Source organism: Bradyrhizobium sp. RDM12, assembly GCF_051917485.1.
Taxonomy (GTDB): Bacteria; Pseudomonadota; Alphaproteobacteria; order Rhizobiales; family Xanthobacteraceae; genus Bradyrhizobium.
In genome coordinates this window covers 2843534-2859346 of the sequence record NZ_CM133064.1, presented here as the reverse complement: position 1 = coordinate 2859346, position 15813 = coordinate 2843534, and the positions used below count along the sequence as shown (strand labels likewise).

The following is a 15813-nucleotide window of genomic DNA, read 5'->3' as shown; positions in this document are numbered from 1 at the left end:
TGAGTTCTACATGCCGAGATAATGCTGTCGTATCAGGTCGCTCTGCCGCATCTCCTCCGCGCTTTCGCCGCGGAAGGCGATCTCGCCGTGAACGATCACATAGCCCTTGTCGGCGATCCGCATCGCTTGCGTGAAATTCTGCTCCGCCATCAGCACAGTCAGGTGATAGCGCTCCTTCAGCTGCGCGATCATGTCGATGGTTCGGCTGACGAACAACGGCGCGAGCCCAACCGACGGCTCGTCGACGATCAAAATGCTCGGCGCCGACATCAGCGCCCGCGCCAGCGCCAACATCTGCTGCTCGCCGCCGCTCATCGTGCCGGCGAGCTGCGCGCGGCGCTCTGCAAGCCGCGGGAAGGCCTCATAGCAATAGGCCATGTTGTCCTTCAGCCGTGCCCGCGCCGTCGGACGGTAGGCACCAAGCAGCAGATTCTCCTCGACCGTGAGGCGCGGAAACAGCCGCCGTCCCTCCGGCACCAGCGCCACGCCGAGGTCGATGATCTCCTCGGTCTCCTTGCCGATCAGGTCGTGGTCCTTGCCGTCGATGGTCGCCACGATGCGTCCCGAGCTCGGCCGCACCACGCCCATGATGGTCTTGATCAGCGTGCTCTTGCCGTTGCCGTTGGTGCCGAGCAGGGTCACCGTCTCGCGCGGGGCGACGTTCATGGACACGTTGTGCAGGACGCGGACCGCTCCGTAGCCGGCATTGATGTTGTCGATGCGAATGCTACTGGCCAAGATACGCCCCTATCACCCGTTCATCGGCGATCACGTCGTTCGGCGTACCGTCCGCGATTTTCTCGCCGGCCACGAGCACCACCAGGCGCTCGGAGAACGCCATCACCGCGCGCATGATGTGCTCGATGAAGATCACGGCGACGCCGCGCTTGTTCAGCGCGCGCAGCAGCGCCAGGATCTCGTCGACCTCCGAATGCGACAGGCCCGCCAGAGCCTCGTCGGACACCAGCAGTGTCGGGTCCGTCGCCATGGCGCGCGCCAGTTCGAGCTTGCGCATCTCGACCTGGGTCAAATCGCCCGGCAGCCGATGCAGCTTGCTGCCGAGGCCGAACTCGCCGAGCAGGTTCGTGCTGCGCGTGCGGATCTGTTGCTCGGTCAGATGCGCGCCGCCGCGTGCATTGACGGCATAGACGAGCGGGATGCGGAGATTGTCGAGCAGGGACAGGCTGTGAAACGGCCGCGGCAGCTGAAAGCTGCGGCCAAGTCCGAGCCGTGCGCGCTGATAGGACGAGAGATTGTCGATCGCCCTGCCCGCGAACGATATCGAGCCGCCGTCCGTCTTCAGCGCGCCGCACAGACAGTTGGTCAGCGTGCTCTTCCCTGATCCATTGGGTCCGATCAGCCCAAGTCTCTCGCCGGGCCGCACCGCGAGATCGACATTGTTGAGCGCGACGAAGCCACCGAAGCGCTTGGTGATGCCCCGCGCATCCAAAATCAGCTCGTTCGTTGTCGCGCTCGCGTCGATCGTCATTGGCTGCTCCGCTTCTCGGTGACAAGCATCGCGGCGAGAGGATTTGTCTCGGGGTCCGGCTTCTTGCCGCCCATGGAGCGGATCAGCCCCAGAATTCCGTTCGGCGCGGCGATCACGAAGATCACGAGCAGCACGCCGACAACGAGCAGATTGACCGACGACGAAATCAAGACCGTCATGGCCTGCTGCATGGTGCCGAGCAGGACAGCGCCGATTACGGGACCGAGCCAGCTCGTGGTGCCGCCGACCAGCGGCATCGCGACGCTGTTGACGGTATAGGCGAGACTGAACGAGGAGGTCGGCTCGACATAGGTCAAATAGAACGGCAGCGGCGCGCCGGCCATGCCCATCAGGGCGCCGCTGATGGCGGCAGCGACCAGCTTCAGCCGCAGCACCGGAACGCCGGATGCGGCGGCCGCCGTCTCATCGTCGCGTATGGCCGCAAGGCCGAAGCCGAAGGTCGAGCGTTCGATCACCCGCGCGATGACGACGGAAGCGACCGCGAGCACCGTCATCAGGAAGAAGAGATAAGCAACATAATTGCCGAACACCGGAAGGTCGGTCGGCCTCATGATGTAGATGCCGCGCGAGCCGCCGACATAGTCCCAGTTGGTGATGAAGGTCTGGACCACGACCGAGAGCGCCAGCGTCGCGATGGTGAAGTAGACGCCGCGCAGCCGGATCGTGAGATAGCCCATGGCAAGGCCGACGCCGCCGCAGAGCACACCTGCGATGGGAATGAGGATGGGAATCGGCAGGTCGAGCCATTTGTTCAAGGCGGCTGCGCTATAGAGGCCGATGGCGAGGAACGCGGTGGTACCGAAATTAACGTAACCGACATAGCCGCCGAGGATATTCCAGGCGGTCGCCAGCACGACGTACTGAAGGACGAAGTACGCGGCGAACACATAATATTCGTTCGTCACGAACGTGCTGGCTGCGACCAGCGCGACGCCGACCATGCAGGCGAGCAGGATGAAGCGCCCGTTCGACATCAAGCTCTCCCGAACAGGCCGGCCGGCCTGACCACCAACGCGATCAGCAGGAAGCCGAATGCGATCGCGGGCGACCATGACGGACCGTAGAAGGTCGCGGTGATGCTCTCCGCCACGCCCACGATCACGGCCGCGATGAAAGTGCCCGGCAAGGAGCCGATGCCGCCGAGAACGCAGATCGCAAAAATTCTCCCGATATAATCGCGGCCCATCGACGGTTCGACCGGCTGGAGAATGATGAGGAAGGAGCCGGCCATCGCCGCGGTCGCCGTCGAGAGGCCAAAGGCAATGCGCTTGATGCGAACGGGGGCTGCGCCCATCAGTTGCAGCGCGAACTTGTCCTGCGCCACCGCCATGATGGCACGCCCGGTGAAGGTCCGCGTGAAGAACAGCTGCAGGCCGATCAGGAGCAAGACCGACGCCAGGAACGGAATCAGCATCCTGACCGGCAGCGAGACCGGCCCGAAATTGTAGGACGGCCCGATGTAGGGCGCCTCGACCAGACGGTAATCGACACCGAAGATCAGCTGTAGGCCGACCTCGGTGATGAAGAGCAGGCCGAAGAAGAACGCAAGGCCTCGGATCAATTGCGTGCCGCGCCGCTCGAAGGCGAACTCATAGGCGGTGTAGAGCAACGTGCCGAGGACGTAGAACGGAACGGTCGCGAGCACACCCACGAGGATCGGATCCCAGCCGAACCGGGAATTCAGCACATAGACGATGAACGATCCGAGCAGGATGAGGGCCGGATGCGCAATGTTGCTGATCCCGAGCATGCCGAAGGCGATCGAGATGCCGACCGCCATGGCAGCGTAGAAGCCACCGACGAGAATGCCGGATACGATGGAATCGAGCAACAATCCTGCGACTTGACCCATCCGCTCCCGGCCCTCCTCCTGTTTACGCACGCAACCGAAATTCTTGTCTTCGTTTTTAGCAGGTCGCACGAAAGCGGCAGCTTTCCGCCTCCATCAGAAAAATCAGGGTATCAGCAGCGACGATCCCCTTGTCGATCCGGCCTCGAGATCACGGTGCGCCGTCGCCGCATCGGACAGTGCATAGCGATGCCCGATCATCGGCTTGATGACGCCCCTTCCGACCAGATCGAACACGGCAGCGGCCGATGCTACCAGATCCTCGCGTGCGGCGATGTAGGTCGCAAGCGTCGGCCGCGTGTAATAGAGATCCGTTCTTCTGGAGCAATACCGCCTCGAGGGGCGGCGGCGCGCCTGTGGTGGCGCCGAAGGTGACGAAGAACCCGCGCGGCGCGAGCGAGGCGAGCGTGGCCTCAAAACTGTCCTTGCCGACGGAATCATAGGCGATCGCGACACCCTTGCCGCCGGTCAGCGCCTTTACCCGCTCTGGAATCCGTTCGCTCTTACGATCGATCACGGCATCGTAGCCGTGCGCGAGCGCGAGTTCCGCTTTCTTTCCACCGCTGGTCACGCCGATCATGCGGGCGCCGAGATGCTTGCCCCATTGGCCGGCGATCAGGCCGACGCCGCCCGAGGCCGCGTAGAACAGCACCTGCTGACCCGGCTTGACCGGAACGCACCGATTCAGCAGGTATTCCGCCGTCATGCCCTTCATCAGCACGGCTGCGGCGGCTTCGTCGCTCACGGATTGCGGAATAGGAACGAGCCGCGCAGCCGGCATCAGCCGGTGGGTCGCATAAGCGCCCGGCGCCGAGCCACCATAAGCGACGCGGTCGCCGATCTTGAACTCGGTCACACCCTCGCCAATGGCCTCGACCACGCCCGCGGCTTCCGCGCCGAGCCCAGCCGGGAGATCCAGCGCGTAGGAGCCGTCGCGAAAATAGACGTCGATGAAATTGAGGCCGATTGCGGTCTGCCGCATCAGGACCTCGCCCTTGCCGGGCGCGGTCAACTCGACCGTCTCCAGCTTCAGGACATCAGGACCGCCCTGCGCGGTCATGCGAATTGCCTTGGCTTTCGTACCCATACCGAATTCCCGTGTGCCGAACCTGCCCGGCTATGATGCCATCTTGATGTCGGCGCCTTGCGGTATCGCCAGCCGCACGCTGTCGGGCACCGTCAGCGGCTTGTTGGCGCTGTCGAGGAACTCGACGGTCGTGAACAGCAGCTCCGTGGTGCCGATGTTCTCGACCGCATGCACCATGTATTCGCCGGCGCCGAAGGCGAGATGCCTGGTCTCGCCCTTGTAGTGCTCGACATCGACGATGCGGCCGTCCTCGAAATAGCCGCGCGCCTTGCCCGGATTGTGCGCCGTCCAGAAATAGGTCAGCACATGGCGATGGAAGCCGCAGCGCTTGCCCGGCGCAATCGACAGGTGCCAGACGCGCACGCGATCAGTCTCCGACACCAGCACGCTGCCGACGCAGCCGCTGTTACGCCCCTCTTCGTATTCGCGCTGCACTTCGACGGGCCAGTGAGCGCGGGGATTTGAGTCCGACATGAGCGTTTTCCTTCCAGATGCTAGCAGTGGCCATAGGGTGGCGTCGTCACGCCACTTCCTTCCTGGTCTGGGTCACCGCACCGTGGGTCTTGACGACGACCTTGATGGCGTCGTCGATGCGATTGCGCGCGTAGTGCAGCGCCATCGGCAGATCCGCGAGCGGAAATGTGTGGGTATGGATCAGCGTGGCGTCGAACCGCTTGGCCGCCATCAGCGCCATGGCGCGATGGGTGGCGCTCTTGCCTTCGCCGCGGATACCGTAGACATAGATGTTGTTCTTCACGAGAGCACCGATGTCGGCAAGCACCGGCTCGTGCGGAAATGCCGCGAGGCAGATCTTGCCGCCGCGATTGACCATCTTGGCGGCTTCGTTGATCGCCGTGTCGGTGCCGGCGCATTCGACGACATAATCGGCGCCGCGGCCCGTCATCTCCTTGACGACAGAGACGAGATCCTCGTTACGCACGTTGACGACGCGATCGGCGCCGAGCCTGGTGCCGATCGCAAGGCGGGCGTCGCGGGTGCCCGACAGGATCACCGGGCTCGCGCCGAGCGCCTTGGCAACCGCCACTGCGAGAAGGCCGATCGGGCCGGGTCCAGTCACGATGACGCTCTCGCCGGCGACGAGGCCGCCGAGCTCGGTGAGGCCGTACATCGAGGTGCCGGCGGTGACGACCAATGTCGCCTCCTCGTCGCTCATGTCGTCGGGCACGCGCGACAGCGTATTGATGTGGTTGACGGCATATTCGGCGAAGCCGCCGTCGGTGGTGAAGCCGTTGGCGCGATGGCCCTTGTCGACATCGCCGTAGTTCAGGCCGTAGTTGTGGCAGGAGGTGTACATGCCCTGCCGACACCGCTTGCACTGGCCGCAGCCGGCATGGATCTCGACCGTGACGCGCTCGCCAATTTTGTATTCGTCGACGCCCGGACCGAGCGCGGCGACCGTGCCCATGTATTCGTGACCCGGCGTGAAGTTTTTGTTGAAGGGCGGACCGCCCTGGATCAGCGCCGGCGTACCGTGCTCGATGATCTCCAGATCGGTTGCGCAGATCGCGACCGCATCGATGCGCACCAGCACCTCCGCGCGCTTCGGCATCGGCACCGGCTTTTCGGCAAGACGCAGCTGGCCGGGGTCGCCCAGCACCCAGGCCTTCATCCTGTCGGGAATCGGCATGTCGGTTGACGTGCGAACGCTGGCAGACTCGACCATCGCAACGATCCTCGCCCATTGGTTAACCAATTTTACAATTGGCTTTTTGATTGGTTGAAGCCTCGCCCTCAAATGCACGGAAGTCAACGCCAAACTTTCGACTTGATCGTTTTGGTCTTGCATTTGTGAACACCGCGCGCGTTAAATGGAGATTGGTTGATATTGGTTGCGAGGGGATTGAGCGGTGTTCGATTTGTTGGCTCGATTGACTGAAGGCGGACCCGGCACGCGCCTTCCTCCAGAGCGACAACTCGCGGCGCAGTTCGGCGTTTCGCGCAACGAGATCCGCAAGGCGCTCGCGCGTCTCGAGCTGGACGGGCGCCTCTCGCGCGAGGTCGGGCGCGGCACATTCGTCCGCGCGCCCACGGACAACGGCAGCGCCAATCTCGACGCGCTGCGCGACAGCACAAGTCCGCGCAATGCGATGGAGGCAAGGCTCGTGCTGGAGCCGGAGATCGCAAGCCTTGCCGCGGTCAACGCCACTTTCAAGCAGATCGAGGGCATGCGCGCGCTGGCGCGGCAGATGCGGGAGGCCGAGACGTGGAAGGACTACGAGACGCTGGACGGGCGGCTGCACCGGCTGATCGCGGAAGCGACCGGAAATCCGTTGCTGTCGGCAATCCATCGGACCGTCGACGACGTCCGGCGCGCGGTGGTGTGGCGATGGCTCGATACCAGGCCGGAGCGTCCGCCGGAGGACTATTCCTCCTTTGCCGAGCACGACGCACTGATCGATGCGATCGAGCAGCGCGATCGCATGCGCGCGATGGAGGCGATGCGCAGGCATTTGCGAACCACCGTGAACAAGCTGATGGGAACGCAGGCCTGAGTTCTCCACAACAACAATAAAGGTGCCGGCCATGAAACTGGGCTTCTTCACGATGCCGATCCATCCGCTGGACAAGGACTGGCGACAGTCCCTGCAGGAGGATCGTGAGGCATTCCTGCTCGCCGACGAGCTCGGCTTCAGCGAGGCCTATGTCGGCGAGCACGTCACCGACCAGGCCGAGAACATCACCTCCTGCGTCGCATTCCTGGCCTGGATTGCGGCTGCGACGAAACAGATCAAGCTCGGGACCGGTACCGTCAACATGCCGAACGTGCATCCGGCCACCGTCGCCGCCACCATCGCGATGCTGGACCACATGCTTGACGGCCGCCTGATCTTCGGAATCAGCCCGGGCGGCCTGCTCTCGGATGCCGAGCTGTTCGGCACCCTCGAACGCGATCGCAACGCCATGTTCCTCGAGGCGATCAACCAGGTGCTGCAAATCTGGGCGAGCGAGCCGCCCTACAACATCGAGGGCAAGTTCTGGAACATCACGACCGAGAAGACGCTGATGGCCGACATCGGCCAGGGTTTCATCGCCCGCCCCTTGCAGCGGCCGCATCCGCCGATCGTCGTCACCGCCGTCGCGCCGTTCTCCAAAGGCGTCACCGAGGCGGCCGCGCGCGGCTGGGATCCGATCTCGGCCAACTTTCTGATGCCGAGGTGGGTGAAGAGCCACTGGCCGAAATATGTCGAGGGCTGCGAGCGCGTCGGCAGGACGGTCGATCCCGGCAATTGGCGCGTGGCCAAGAGCGTGTTTGTGGCGAACGACATGGCGACCGCCAAGGCTTACGCCACCGATCCCGACAGCCCTTACGTGTATTACTACCGCTCGCTCTTCACCAAGCTGAAGCGCAACGGGCGCATCGAGCTGTTCAAGACACGGCGCGACCAGCCGGATGACGAGGTCACGCTCGAATCCGTCTGCGACAAGCTGATCATCTACGGCACGCCCGACAGCGTCGCCGACCAGATCCTGGCGTTTCAGGAGGAGGTCGGCGAGTTCGGCACGCTGCTCTATGCCGGCAAGGACTGGCGCGACCACGAACTCGGCCGCCGCTCGATGATCCTGATGGCCGAGCAGGTGATGGCGCGCGTCACCGCCGGCACAAAATAGTTTCAGCTTTTAAGGCAGGAGGCTCACGATGGCTCTCAGTGACCGCATTCCCTATCAGGCCCTGATCGACCGGCCGAAGCTTCAGCTGCCGAACGGCAAGCGCCTCGCGGTGTGGGTGATCCTCAACGTCGAGGAATGGCGGATCGAGAACGCGATGCCGCGCGTCGTCTTGAGCCCGCCGATGGGCCAGCCGCTGCTGCCCGACGTGCCGAACTGGTCGTGGCACGAGTACGGCATGCGCGCCGGCTTCTGGCGCCAATTCAAGGCCCTGACGGATCGCAACATGAAGGTCACGCTGGCCGCGAATGCCGACGTCTGCAACGCCTATCCGCGCGTCGCCTCCGCCGCGCGCGAGGCCGGATTCGAGTTCATGGGCCACGGCTTCATGCAAGGCCCTATGCACAGGCTTCCCGATCAGGCCGATGCGATCAAGCGCTCGGTCGAGACCATCGCCAACTTCACCGGACGCGCGCCCCGCTCATGGGAGAGCCCGGGCCTGACCGAGACCGAGGAAACGCTCGACCTCTTGCGCCTCAACGGCATCGAATATGTCGCGGACTGGGTGATCGACGATCTGCCGCAGGACATCGCAACGCCGCACGGCACGATCACGACCATTCCCTATACGGTCGAGACCAACGACATCGTCGTTCATGCGCTCCAGCATATGCCGTCCGACCAATTTTTGAAGCGCGGCATCGACCAGTTCGACCGGCTGTATCTCGAAGGCGCCGATAACGCGCGGGTGATGGCGATCTCGATCCATCCCTACATCACCGGCGTTCCGCACCGGATCAAATACCTCGAACAGCTGCTCGATTACGTCATCGGCCATGACGGCGTCGCGCTGATGACCGCGAGCGAGATCGGCGACTGGTATCGCGCGGAGATGACGCGGGTCGCGCGCGGTTAGCTACACCGGATCGAACGCCCGGATCGGCGGCAGATTGCCGGTGAACTTCTCCACCTCCACGGTCGTGAGCTGACCGGTGCAGCCCTGCGCGAAGGACGAGGTACCGATGTCGCGGGTCAGCACGTTCGGATTGCCGTGGACGCAGAGCGACGCGTCGTCCTCAGGGTCCATCGGGTCGTACCAGGCGCCGGTCGGCAGCTGCACCACACCGGGCGCGATGCCGTCGGTGACGTGCACCGCGGCCAGGCAGGCGCCGCGTTCGTTGAACAGGCGGATGATGTCGCCGTCCTTGATGCCGCGCGCGTCAGCGTCGCGCGGATTCATGCGGGCGACCTCGCGGCCGCGATGCTTGGCGGCCAGCGAATGGCCGCCGAAGTCGAGCTGGCTGTGCAGCCGCGTCACCGGCTGGTTGGCGACGAGGAAGCACGGTGCGCCGGGTTTCGGCATGTCGCTCTTCTCGAGCCAGACCGGATGGCCCGGACAATCCGCGTCGCCATGTCCGGCGATCTTCGCGGAGTGAATCTCGATGCGTCCGCTCGGCGTCGGCAGCGCGTGTGCCACCGGGTCCTCGCGGAAACTGCGCAGCCGGCCGCCATCGTCGGGCTGCTGCGGCACGACCAGGCTGCCGCGCTGCCAGAACTCCTCGAAGCTCGGCGCCTCCAAGCCGCGCTTGGCGAGCGAGGCGCGGGTCGGCTCGTAGAGATGCTCCAGCCACTCTCGCGACGTGCGTCCCTCGGTGAAGGGCTCGCGGGCGCCGAGGCGATCGGCGAGATCGGCGAAGATATCGTAATCGTCGCGCGCAAGGCCATACGGCTCGGCAATGCGGTGCATCGCGACCATCAAGGGATCGTTGGTGGAATAACCGATATCCTCGCGTTCCAGCGTCATGGTCGAGGGCAGCACGATGTCGGCGTGGCGCGCGGTCGCGGTCCAGGCAAGCTCGTGCACGACGAGCGTGTCGACTTTTGCAAACGCCTTGCGCAGGCGGTTGATGTCCTGGTGATGATGGAACGGATTGCCGCCTGCCCAATAGACCAGGCGGATATCCGGATAGGTGCGCGTCTCGCCATTGTAGCGATAGGTGCTGCCGGGATTGAGCAGCATATCGGCGATGCGCGCCACCGGAATGAAATCACGGACGCCGTTGCGGCCCTGCCCGAGCGTCGGCCCCGGCACGTCGTTGACGCGGCGGCCGTAATAGCCGATCGCGCCCAGTGAGTAGGCGTAGCCGCCGCCGGGAAGGCCGATCTGGCCGAGGGCTGCCGCCAACACCATGCCCATCCAAACCGGCTGCTCGCCATGTTCGGCACGCTGCAGCGAATGCGAGAAGGTGATGAGCGCGCGCTTGTCGGCAAGCCGACGCGCCAGCGTTCGGATCGTGTCCGCGTCGACCCCGCAAATCGCGGCGGCCCATGCGGCGTCCTTGGCCAGGCCATCACTCTCGCCGCCGAGATAGCGCAAGAACACCGGCCATCCTTCGGTGTAGCGATCGAGGAAGGCCTGGTCATGCAGACCTTCGCTGACCAGCGTGTGGACCATGCCGAGCATCAGCGCGGTGTCGGTGCCGGGGATGCATGTCATCCATTCAGCGCCGGCCTCGACAGGCAGATCATCCCGCAATGGGCTCATCAGGATGAACTCGCAGCCGCGCTTCCGCGCCGCTTCCATCGCACCGCGTTCGACATGCTTGCTGATCGAGCCGCCGGCCACCATCGAGTTCTTCAGCGCCATGCCGCCGAAGGCGAGCACGATCTCCGTCTCGGCCGCGATCTGCTCCCAGGTGACGTTGCGCTTTGTGATGTCCTCGTAGCCCGCCATGATCTGCGGCAGCAGCACCGAGGACGCGCCCGAGGAATAGGAATTCACCGAACGGACATAGCCGCCCATCGCGATGTTGAGAAAGCGATGCACCTGGCTCTGTGCGTGATGCAGCCGGCCCGCGCTCGACCAGCCATAGGAACCGCCGAACACCGCGCCGGGGCCGCGCGTATCGCGTATGCGCGCCAGCTCATCGCCGAGCAGATCGAGCGCCTTCTCCCAGCTAACGGAGACGAATTCGTCGCGGCCGCGCCTGTTATCGGGACCGGGCCCGCGCTCGAGCCAGCCGCGGCGGATAGCGGGCTGGGCGATACGCGCCTGGTGACGCAATGCGCCGGGGAAATTGTCGATGATGCCGTTCGGATCGGGATCGCCCGCATAGGCCCTCACCTCCAGCCCGGCAGCGCCGTTGCGTGCGGAAAACACGCCCCAGTGCGAGGTGTGCGGCTTGAATCCATCCGACAAATCGAGGCCGGGGTCGGGGAAGCCAATCGTATCGTCCATCGCGTAGCCCTCGTCGCGGAGCGCCGCGCAGGCCGCTCCGGTCGCAATTATGGAGCCAATATAGTGACGCGCGCGCGGTAGAGGGCAACGGATTACCGAAGTCTGGAACCACGCGCATGGCCGCATCCCGCAGATCGCATGGCGGCCTGCGGCGCGTTCCCCGCTCGCTATTTCGCCGCAGGGCTTTCCGAAATTGCCGGCATTGCCGCCTTGTCCCTGATGCAACATGATGGGGCGCCGGTGACGACTGTTGTTTGACGGTTGGAGGTCATTTGATGGACGAAAACCACATTCGCGGCTTCATCGCGGAGGTGAAGCAAGGCACGCTGTCGCGACGCGCGTTCATCCAGACAATGGCCGCGGTCGGGATAGCAGCTCCAGTCGCGAGCCAGATCCTGCTCTGGAACGACGTGGCGATGGCGGACGCTACGCTCGCCTACAAGCCGACCAAGGCCGGCGGCGGCGGTCCGCTCAAGCTTCTGCTCTGGCAGGCGCCGACGCTGCTCAATCCGCATTTCGCGCTCGGCACCAAGGACCAGGTCGCCTCGCGCGTCTTTTCGAGCCGCTCGCCGGCTGGGACAAGGAAGGCAATCTCATCCCTTGCCTCGCCGCCGAGGTCCCGACCAAGGCGAATGGCGGTCTCTCCGCCGACGGCACCACCGTGATCTGGAAGCTGAAGCAGGGGGTGCGATGGCATGACGGCAAGCCCTTCACCGCCGACGACGTCGTCTTCACCTGGACCTACGCCGCTGATCTCGCCACCGCGGCCTACACCACGGGATCCTACAAGGATATCATTGTCGAGAAGATCGACGACCACACCGTCAAGGTGACCTTCAAGGCCCCGACCCCGTTCTGGGCCGATCCGTTCGTCGGCGCGGTCGGCCAGATTCTGCCGAAACACCATTTTGGCGAGTATGTTGGTGCGAAATCGCGCGACGCACCCGGCAATCTGAAGCCGGTCGGCACTGGTCCCTACAAATTCGTCGAGTTCAAGCCGGGCGATCTGGTCCGGGCCGAACGCAATCCTGACTACCACGTCAAGAACCAGCCCTATTTCGATACGTTCGAGATCAAGGGCGGCGGCGATGCGGTCTCTGCGGCGCGCGCCGTGCTGCAGACCGGCGAATACGACTATGCCTGGAATCTGCTGGTCGAGGACGAGATCCTCAAGCGCATGGAGGCCGGTGGCAAGGGCAAGGTAGAGTTCACAACCTCCGGCGGCGTCGAGTTCATGATCCTCAATACCACGGACCCGTGGACCGAGGTCAACGGCGAACGTTCCAGCGTCAAGGCGAAACACCCGACGCTGTCCGACCCGGCCGTGCGCCGGGCGCTCAACCTGCTGATCGATCGCGACGGGATCCAGAAATTCATCTACGGCCGCGGCGCCGTCGCAACCGCAAGCTTCGTCAACCAGCCCCGCCAGTTCAAGTCGAGCAAGCTGGTCTACGAGTTCAATGTCGACAAGGCGAACAAGATCCTCGATGAGGCCGGCTGGAAGATGGGTGCCGACGGCATCCGTGAGAAGGACAGCAAGAAGCTCAAATACGTATTCCAGACCTCGATCAACGCCCCGCGTCAGAAGACGCAGGCCATCATCAAGCAGGCCTGCCAGAAGGCCGGAATCGAGATCGAGCTCAAATCGGTCACCGCATCGGTGTTCTTCTCCTCCGACGTCGGCAACCCCGACACCTATTCGAAATTCTATTGCGACATGGAGATGTACAACACGACGATGCCGCAGCCCGATCCGGAGCGGTTCCTGAACCAGTGCGTCTCCTGGGAGATCGCCAACAAGGACAACAAATGGCTCGGCCGCAACGTCTCGCGCTGGTCCGATCCGGAGGCCGACAAGGCCTACAAGGCCGCGCAACAGGAACTCGATCCGGTGAAGCGCGCCGCGCTGCTGATCAAGGTCAATGAGATCTTCTGCGAGGCCAACATCTTCCTGCCGCTGCTGTCGCGCTACATCACCGGCGGCGCCGTCAACAACCTCATGACCGACATCTCGGGGTGGGATGTCACGACGTGGAATGTGGCGAGCTGGTATCGGAGCTGGCGGCCATCGCCCGAGCAACCGGCTCCGCCATTCTCAGCGCAACCAAGGCAGGAGTGAGCGCGTCAACGCTCACTCCTTCTAGCACAACCTAACATGCAATCGTCGCGGCGTGCGGTAAATGTCCTGTTTTCGGGCCATTCCTTGCTCTGGTCGCAGCAACATGTTTATGGGAGGGCCAAGCCATGGCTACGGACGGACTCATCACGATCAAGAGCAGTTTTGGACCTGCGGACACCATGAAGCGGCTCGAGGCGGAGGTGAAGGCCAAGGGCCTCACCGTGTTTGCCCACGTCGATCATGCCGCCGGTGCGATCGCGGTCGACCTGAAGCTGCGGCCGACTGACCTTCTCATCTTCGGCAATGCCAAGGGCGGCACGCCGTTGATGCAACAGGCGCAGACTGTCGGCATCGACCTGCCGCTGAAGGTGCTGGTCTGGCAGGACGAGCGAGGCGCGACCTGGCTGTCCTACAACGATCCGGCCTACCTCGCCGGCCGTCACGGCATTGGCGAACCCGCCAAGGCGGCCGTCACCGCGATGACGGGAGCGCTGCATGCGATCGCGACCAAAGCCGCCGCGCCATAGCGCGACGGCCGCCCGCACCGACGACACATGATCGCCGCGCGGAACTGGGCTGCGCTGCTGTGTCTTGGACTTCTGTCGTTTGACAGGCTAATTCTGGCTCGATCTGGAATGCTGAGAAGGCCTCGGTGTCAATCGAGGCCTTTTTTGTGCCGGCCGTGTCCCCCGTTGCAATTGTCTGAAATGAAGCCATACGACAACAGAGCCTGGTTCCTTGTGCTTCCCGCACTGGTCATCGTGACCTTCGTCGGAATCCTCCCTCTGGTCGCCGTCACCAATTACTCCTTCCAGGACCTGTTCAGCCTGGACAATCCCTATTGGGTCGGCGTCGATTGATACCGCAACATCGTCACTTCCGAACGCTTCTACGCGAGCTTGGGCCGCAGTTTTCTGTTCTCGCTCATCGTCCTGTCGATCCAGTTGCCGCTCGGCATCTGGATTGCGCTTTTGCTGCAACGATCGCGCCGCTTCGTCGTCAGCACCGTCCTCGTTCTGATCACCGCGCCGCTCGTGGTGCCCTGGAACATGATCCCGGTGATCTGGCTCAACTTCATCAATCCCAATATCGGTCTCGCCGGCCGGTTGCTGGCCTGGCTGGGCGTGGGCTTTGACTACAAGTTTAATGCCCTGCACACCTGGATCGTGCTGGTGGTGATGGACACCTGGCATTGGCTGGGGCTCGTCGTCGTGCTCGCCTATGCCGGCATCTCCAGCATTCCGCCTGCGTACTATCAGGCCGCGGCCATCGACGCGGCATCGCCATGGCAGGTGTTTCGCTTCATTGAGCTGCCGAAAATGAAAGCCGTGTTGTCGATGGCCGTGCTGCTTCGTTTCATGGACAGTTTCATGATCTATGTCGAAGCCTTCCGCATCAACGCCGGAGGCCCTGACAGCGCCACCGCATTCCTCAGCCTCGAGCTCAGCGAGGAAATCCGGTCCTTCAACTACGGACCGTCCGCCGCCCGCTCGATCGTCTACTTCCTGATCGTCCTGACGGTCGCGTGGACCTTCAAGGCGGCCACGAGCCCCCGGGCGCCTGTCGCCATGGAGTCGACCAGGTGAAATCGCTGTCATCGGCGGGGCGGATCGTCCTGTTCGCAATGGTCGGCGTCTTCGTCCTGGTGCCGTTGGCGCAGACCATCATCACCAGCTTCGTCTCGACGCTGCCGAGAGCCGGGATCGCGGAAGGGCATTTCAGCCTCATCAATTACCAGAACATTCTTTATTCGCCGGTTCTGAAGGAAGCGATCCTCAATTCCATCATCTACGTCGTTCTGAACGTCGCACTGTGCCTCGGTGTCGGATTGCCTGCGGCCTACGCGTTCGCGCGCTACAGCTTTGCCGGCGACCGGCAGCTGTTCTTCCTGCTGCTCGTGTTCCGCATCACCCCGACCGTCGTACTATCGTTACCGATCTTCGTGCTGTTCGCGCAAGTAGGCCTGGAGAATACCCCGCTCGGCATCGCGCTGGTGCACTGCGTCTTCAACATCCCGATCTCGATCTGGATACTGGAGGGCTTTATCGCCTCGGTGCCGCGCGAGTTCGACGAGACGGCCTTTCTGGATGGCCATTCGCTCGTCAGTTTCTTCTTCCGCCATCTCATTCCAGCGATTGCGCCGGGCATCGGCGTCACCGCGTTCTTCTGCTTCATCTTCTCCTGGGTGGAGGTGGTCTTGGCGCGCATCCTGACGACGACCGGCGGCAAGCCGATCACCATGGCCATCAACGCGCTGTTCGGCTTCCGAACCGATTTCGGCCTCGTCATGGCGATGACCGTGCTCGCGCTCGTGCCGGGAATCGCGATGATCTATTTCGTGCGGAATCATCTCGCCAAGGGCTTTGTGATCCGCACGTGAGCC

At 63.5% G+C, this 15813-nt stretch carries 12 protein-coding genes and 3 pseudogenes; 7 read left to right on the top strand and 8 right to left on the bottom strand.

Annotated features, from left to right (window positions below):
• Window positions 1-6: 6 nt before the first annotated feature.
• From ACTGJ9_RS13930 to ACTGJ9_RS13900, 7 genes and pseudogenes are all read right to left on the bottom strand, one after another.
• Window positions 7-738 carry an ABC transporter ATP-binding protein gene (locus tag ACTGJ9_RS13930; RefSeq protein WP_456677505.1) on the bottom strand — a complete coding sequence of 244 codons (732 nt, stop codon included), beginning with the start codon at window positions 736-738 and terminating at the stop codon, window positions 7-9.
• Window positions 728-1489 (bottom strand): ABC transporter ATP-binding protein, encoded by a 762-nt coding sequence (locus ACTGJ9_RS13925; protein WP_456677504.1) that lies wholly within the window; start codon window positions 1487-1489, stop codon window positions 728-730. The genes ACTGJ9_RS13930 and ACTGJ9_RS13925 overlap by 11 nt, the downstream gene beginning before the upstream one ends.
• Window positions 1486-2484 carry a branched-chain amino acid ABC transporter permease gene (locus ACTGJ9_RS13920; RefSeq protein ID WP_456677503.1) on the bottom strand — a complete coding sequence of 333 codons (999 nt, stop codon included), beginning with the start codon at window positions 2482-2484 and terminating at the stop codon, window positions 1486-1488. Before ACTGJ9_RS13920 ends, ACTGJ9_RS13925 begins: the two co-directional genes overlap by 4 nt.
• Window positions 2484-3362, bottom strand: a complete 879-nt coding sequence (locus ACTGJ9_RS13915; protein ID WP_456677502.1) for a branched-chain amino acid ABC transporter permease — start codon at window positions 3360-3362, stop codon at window positions 2484-2486. Before ACTGJ9_RS13915 ends, ACTGJ9_RS13920 begins: the two co-directional genes overlap by 1 nt.
• Before the next feature lie 102 nt (window positions 3363-3464).
• A pseudogene (locus tag ACTGJ9_RS13910) lies at window positions 3465-4446 on the bottom strand (quinone oxidoreductase family protein).
• 30 nt (window positions 4447-4476) lie between these two features.
• Entirely contained in the window at window positions 4477-4920 is a 444-nt protein-coding gene (locus ACTGJ9_RS13905) for a hypothetical protein (RefSeq protein WP_456677501.1), read from the bottom strand.
• Between the two features lie 46 nt (window positions 4921-4966).
• Window positions 4967-6130 carry a zinc-dependent alcohol dehydrogenase gene (locus ACTGJ9_RS13900; RefSeq protein ID WP_456677500.1) on the bottom strand — a complete coding sequence of 388 codons (1164 nt, stop codon included), beginning with the start codon at window positions 6128-6130 and terminating at the stop codon, window positions 4967-4969.
• 184 nt (window positions 6131-6314) lie between these two features.
• Between ACTGJ9_RS13900 and ACTGJ9_RS13895 the strand changes: the two genes are divergently transcribed.
• The 3 genes from ACTGJ9_RS13895 to ACTGJ9_RS13885 are packed head-to-tail and all read left to right on the top strand — an operon-like array spanning window position 6315 to window position 8989.
• The gene (locus ACTGJ9_RS13895) at window positions 6315-6959 is read left to right on the top strand and encodes a FadR/GntR family transcriptional regulator (RefSeq protein WP_456677499.1); all 645 of its coding nucleotides are present in this window, start codon (window positions 6315-6317) and stop codon (window positions 6957-6959) included.
• A 31-nt stretch (window positions 6960-6990) separates the two neighbouring features.
• The gene (locus ACTGJ9_RS13890) at window positions 6991-8076 is read left to right on the top strand and encodes an LLM class flavin-dependent oxidoreductase (protein ID WP_456677498.1); all 1086 of its coding nucleotides are present in this window, start codon (window positions 6991-6993) and stop codon (window positions 8074-8076) included.
• Between the two features lie 28 nt (window positions 8077-8104).
• Entirely contained in the window at window positions 8105-8989 is an 885-nt protein-coding gene (locus tag ACTGJ9_RS13885) for a polysaccharide deacetylase family protein (protein ID WP_456677497.1), read from the top strand.
• Here ACTGJ9_RS13885 and ACTGJ9_RS13880 read toward each other — a convergent pair whose 3' ends face one another.
• Window positions 8990-11311, bottom strand: a complete 2322-nt coding sequence (locus tag ACTGJ9_RS13880; protein ID WP_456677496.1) for a molybdopterin guanine dinucleotide-containing S/N-oxide reductase — start codon at window positions 11309-11311, stop codon at window positions 8990-8992.
• Between the two features lie 275 nt (window positions 11312-11586).
• Here ACTGJ9_RS13880 and ACTGJ9_RS13875 point away from each other — a divergent pair.
• The 4 genes and pseudogenes from ACTGJ9_RS13875 to ACTGJ9_RS13860 all read left to right on the top strand — a co-directional run bounded on the left by ACTGJ9_RS13875 (window position 11587) and on the right by ACTGJ9_RS13860 (window position 15810).
• Window positions 11587-13430 (top strand): annotated as a pseudogene (locus ACTGJ9_RS13875) (peptide ABC transporter substrate-binding protein).
• 125 nt (window positions 13431-13555) lie between these two features.
• A complete protein-coding gene (locus ACTGJ9_RS13870) occupies window positions 13556-13957 on the top strand; it encodes a DUF302 domain-containing protein (RefSeq protein ID WP_456677495.1) in 402 nt (133 codons plus the stop codon).
• A 180-nt stretch (window positions 13958-14137) separates the two neighbouring features.
• Window positions 14138-15016 (top strand): annotated as a pseudogene (locus tag ACTGJ9_RS13865) (carbohydrate ABC transporter permease).
• Window positions 15013-15810, top strand: a complete 798-nt coding sequence (locus ACTGJ9_RS13860; RefSeq protein WP_456677494.1) for a carbohydrate ABC transporter permease — start codon at window positions 15013-15015, stop codon at window positions 15808-15810. The pseudogene ACTGJ9_RS13865 and the gene ACTGJ9_RS13860 overlap by 4 nt, the downstream one beginning before the upstream one ends.
• The last annotated feature ends 3 nt before the right edge of the window (window positions 15811-15813 follow it).

Bases quoted from the DNA above. Each gene is read 5' to 3' on its own strand.
- ACTGJ9_RS13925 (WP_456677504.1), bottom strand. From the start codon at position 1,489: ATGACGATCGACGCGAGCGCGACAACGAACGAGCTGATTTTGGATGCG.
- ACTGJ9_RS13920 (WP_456677503.1), bottom strand. From the start codon at position 2,484: ATGTCGAACGGGCGCTTCATCCTGCTCGCCTGCATGGTCGGCGTCGCG.
- ACTGJ9_RS13915 (WP_456677502.1), bottom strand. From the start codon at position 3,362: ATGGGTCAAGTCGCAGGATTGTTGCTCGATTCCATCGTATCCGGCATT.
- ACTGJ9_RS13905 (WP_456677501.1), bottom strand. From the start codon at position 4,920: ATGTCGGACTCAAATCCCCGCGCTCACTGGCCCGTCGAAGTGCAGCGC.
- ACTGJ9_RS13900 (WP_456677500.1), bottom strand. From the start codon at position 6,130: ATGGTCGAGTCTGCCAGCGTTCGCACGTCAACCGACATGCCGATTCCC.
- ACTGJ9_RS13890 (WP_456677498.1), top strand. From the start codon at position 6,991: ATGAAACTGGGCTTCTTCACGATGCCGATCCATCCGCTGGACAAGGAC.
- ACTGJ9_RS13885 (WP_456677497.1), top strand. From the start codon at position 8,105: ATGGCTCTCAGTGACCGCATTCCCTATCAGGCCCTGATCGACCGGCCG.
- ACTGJ9_RS13880 (WP_456677496.1), bottom strand. From the start codon at position 11,311: ATGGACGATACGATTGGCTTCCCCGACCCCGGCCTCGATTTGTCGGAT.
- ACTGJ9_RS13870 (WP_456677495.1), top strand. From the start codon at position 13,556: ATGGCTACGGACGGACTCATCACGATCAAGAGCAGTTTTGGACCTGCG.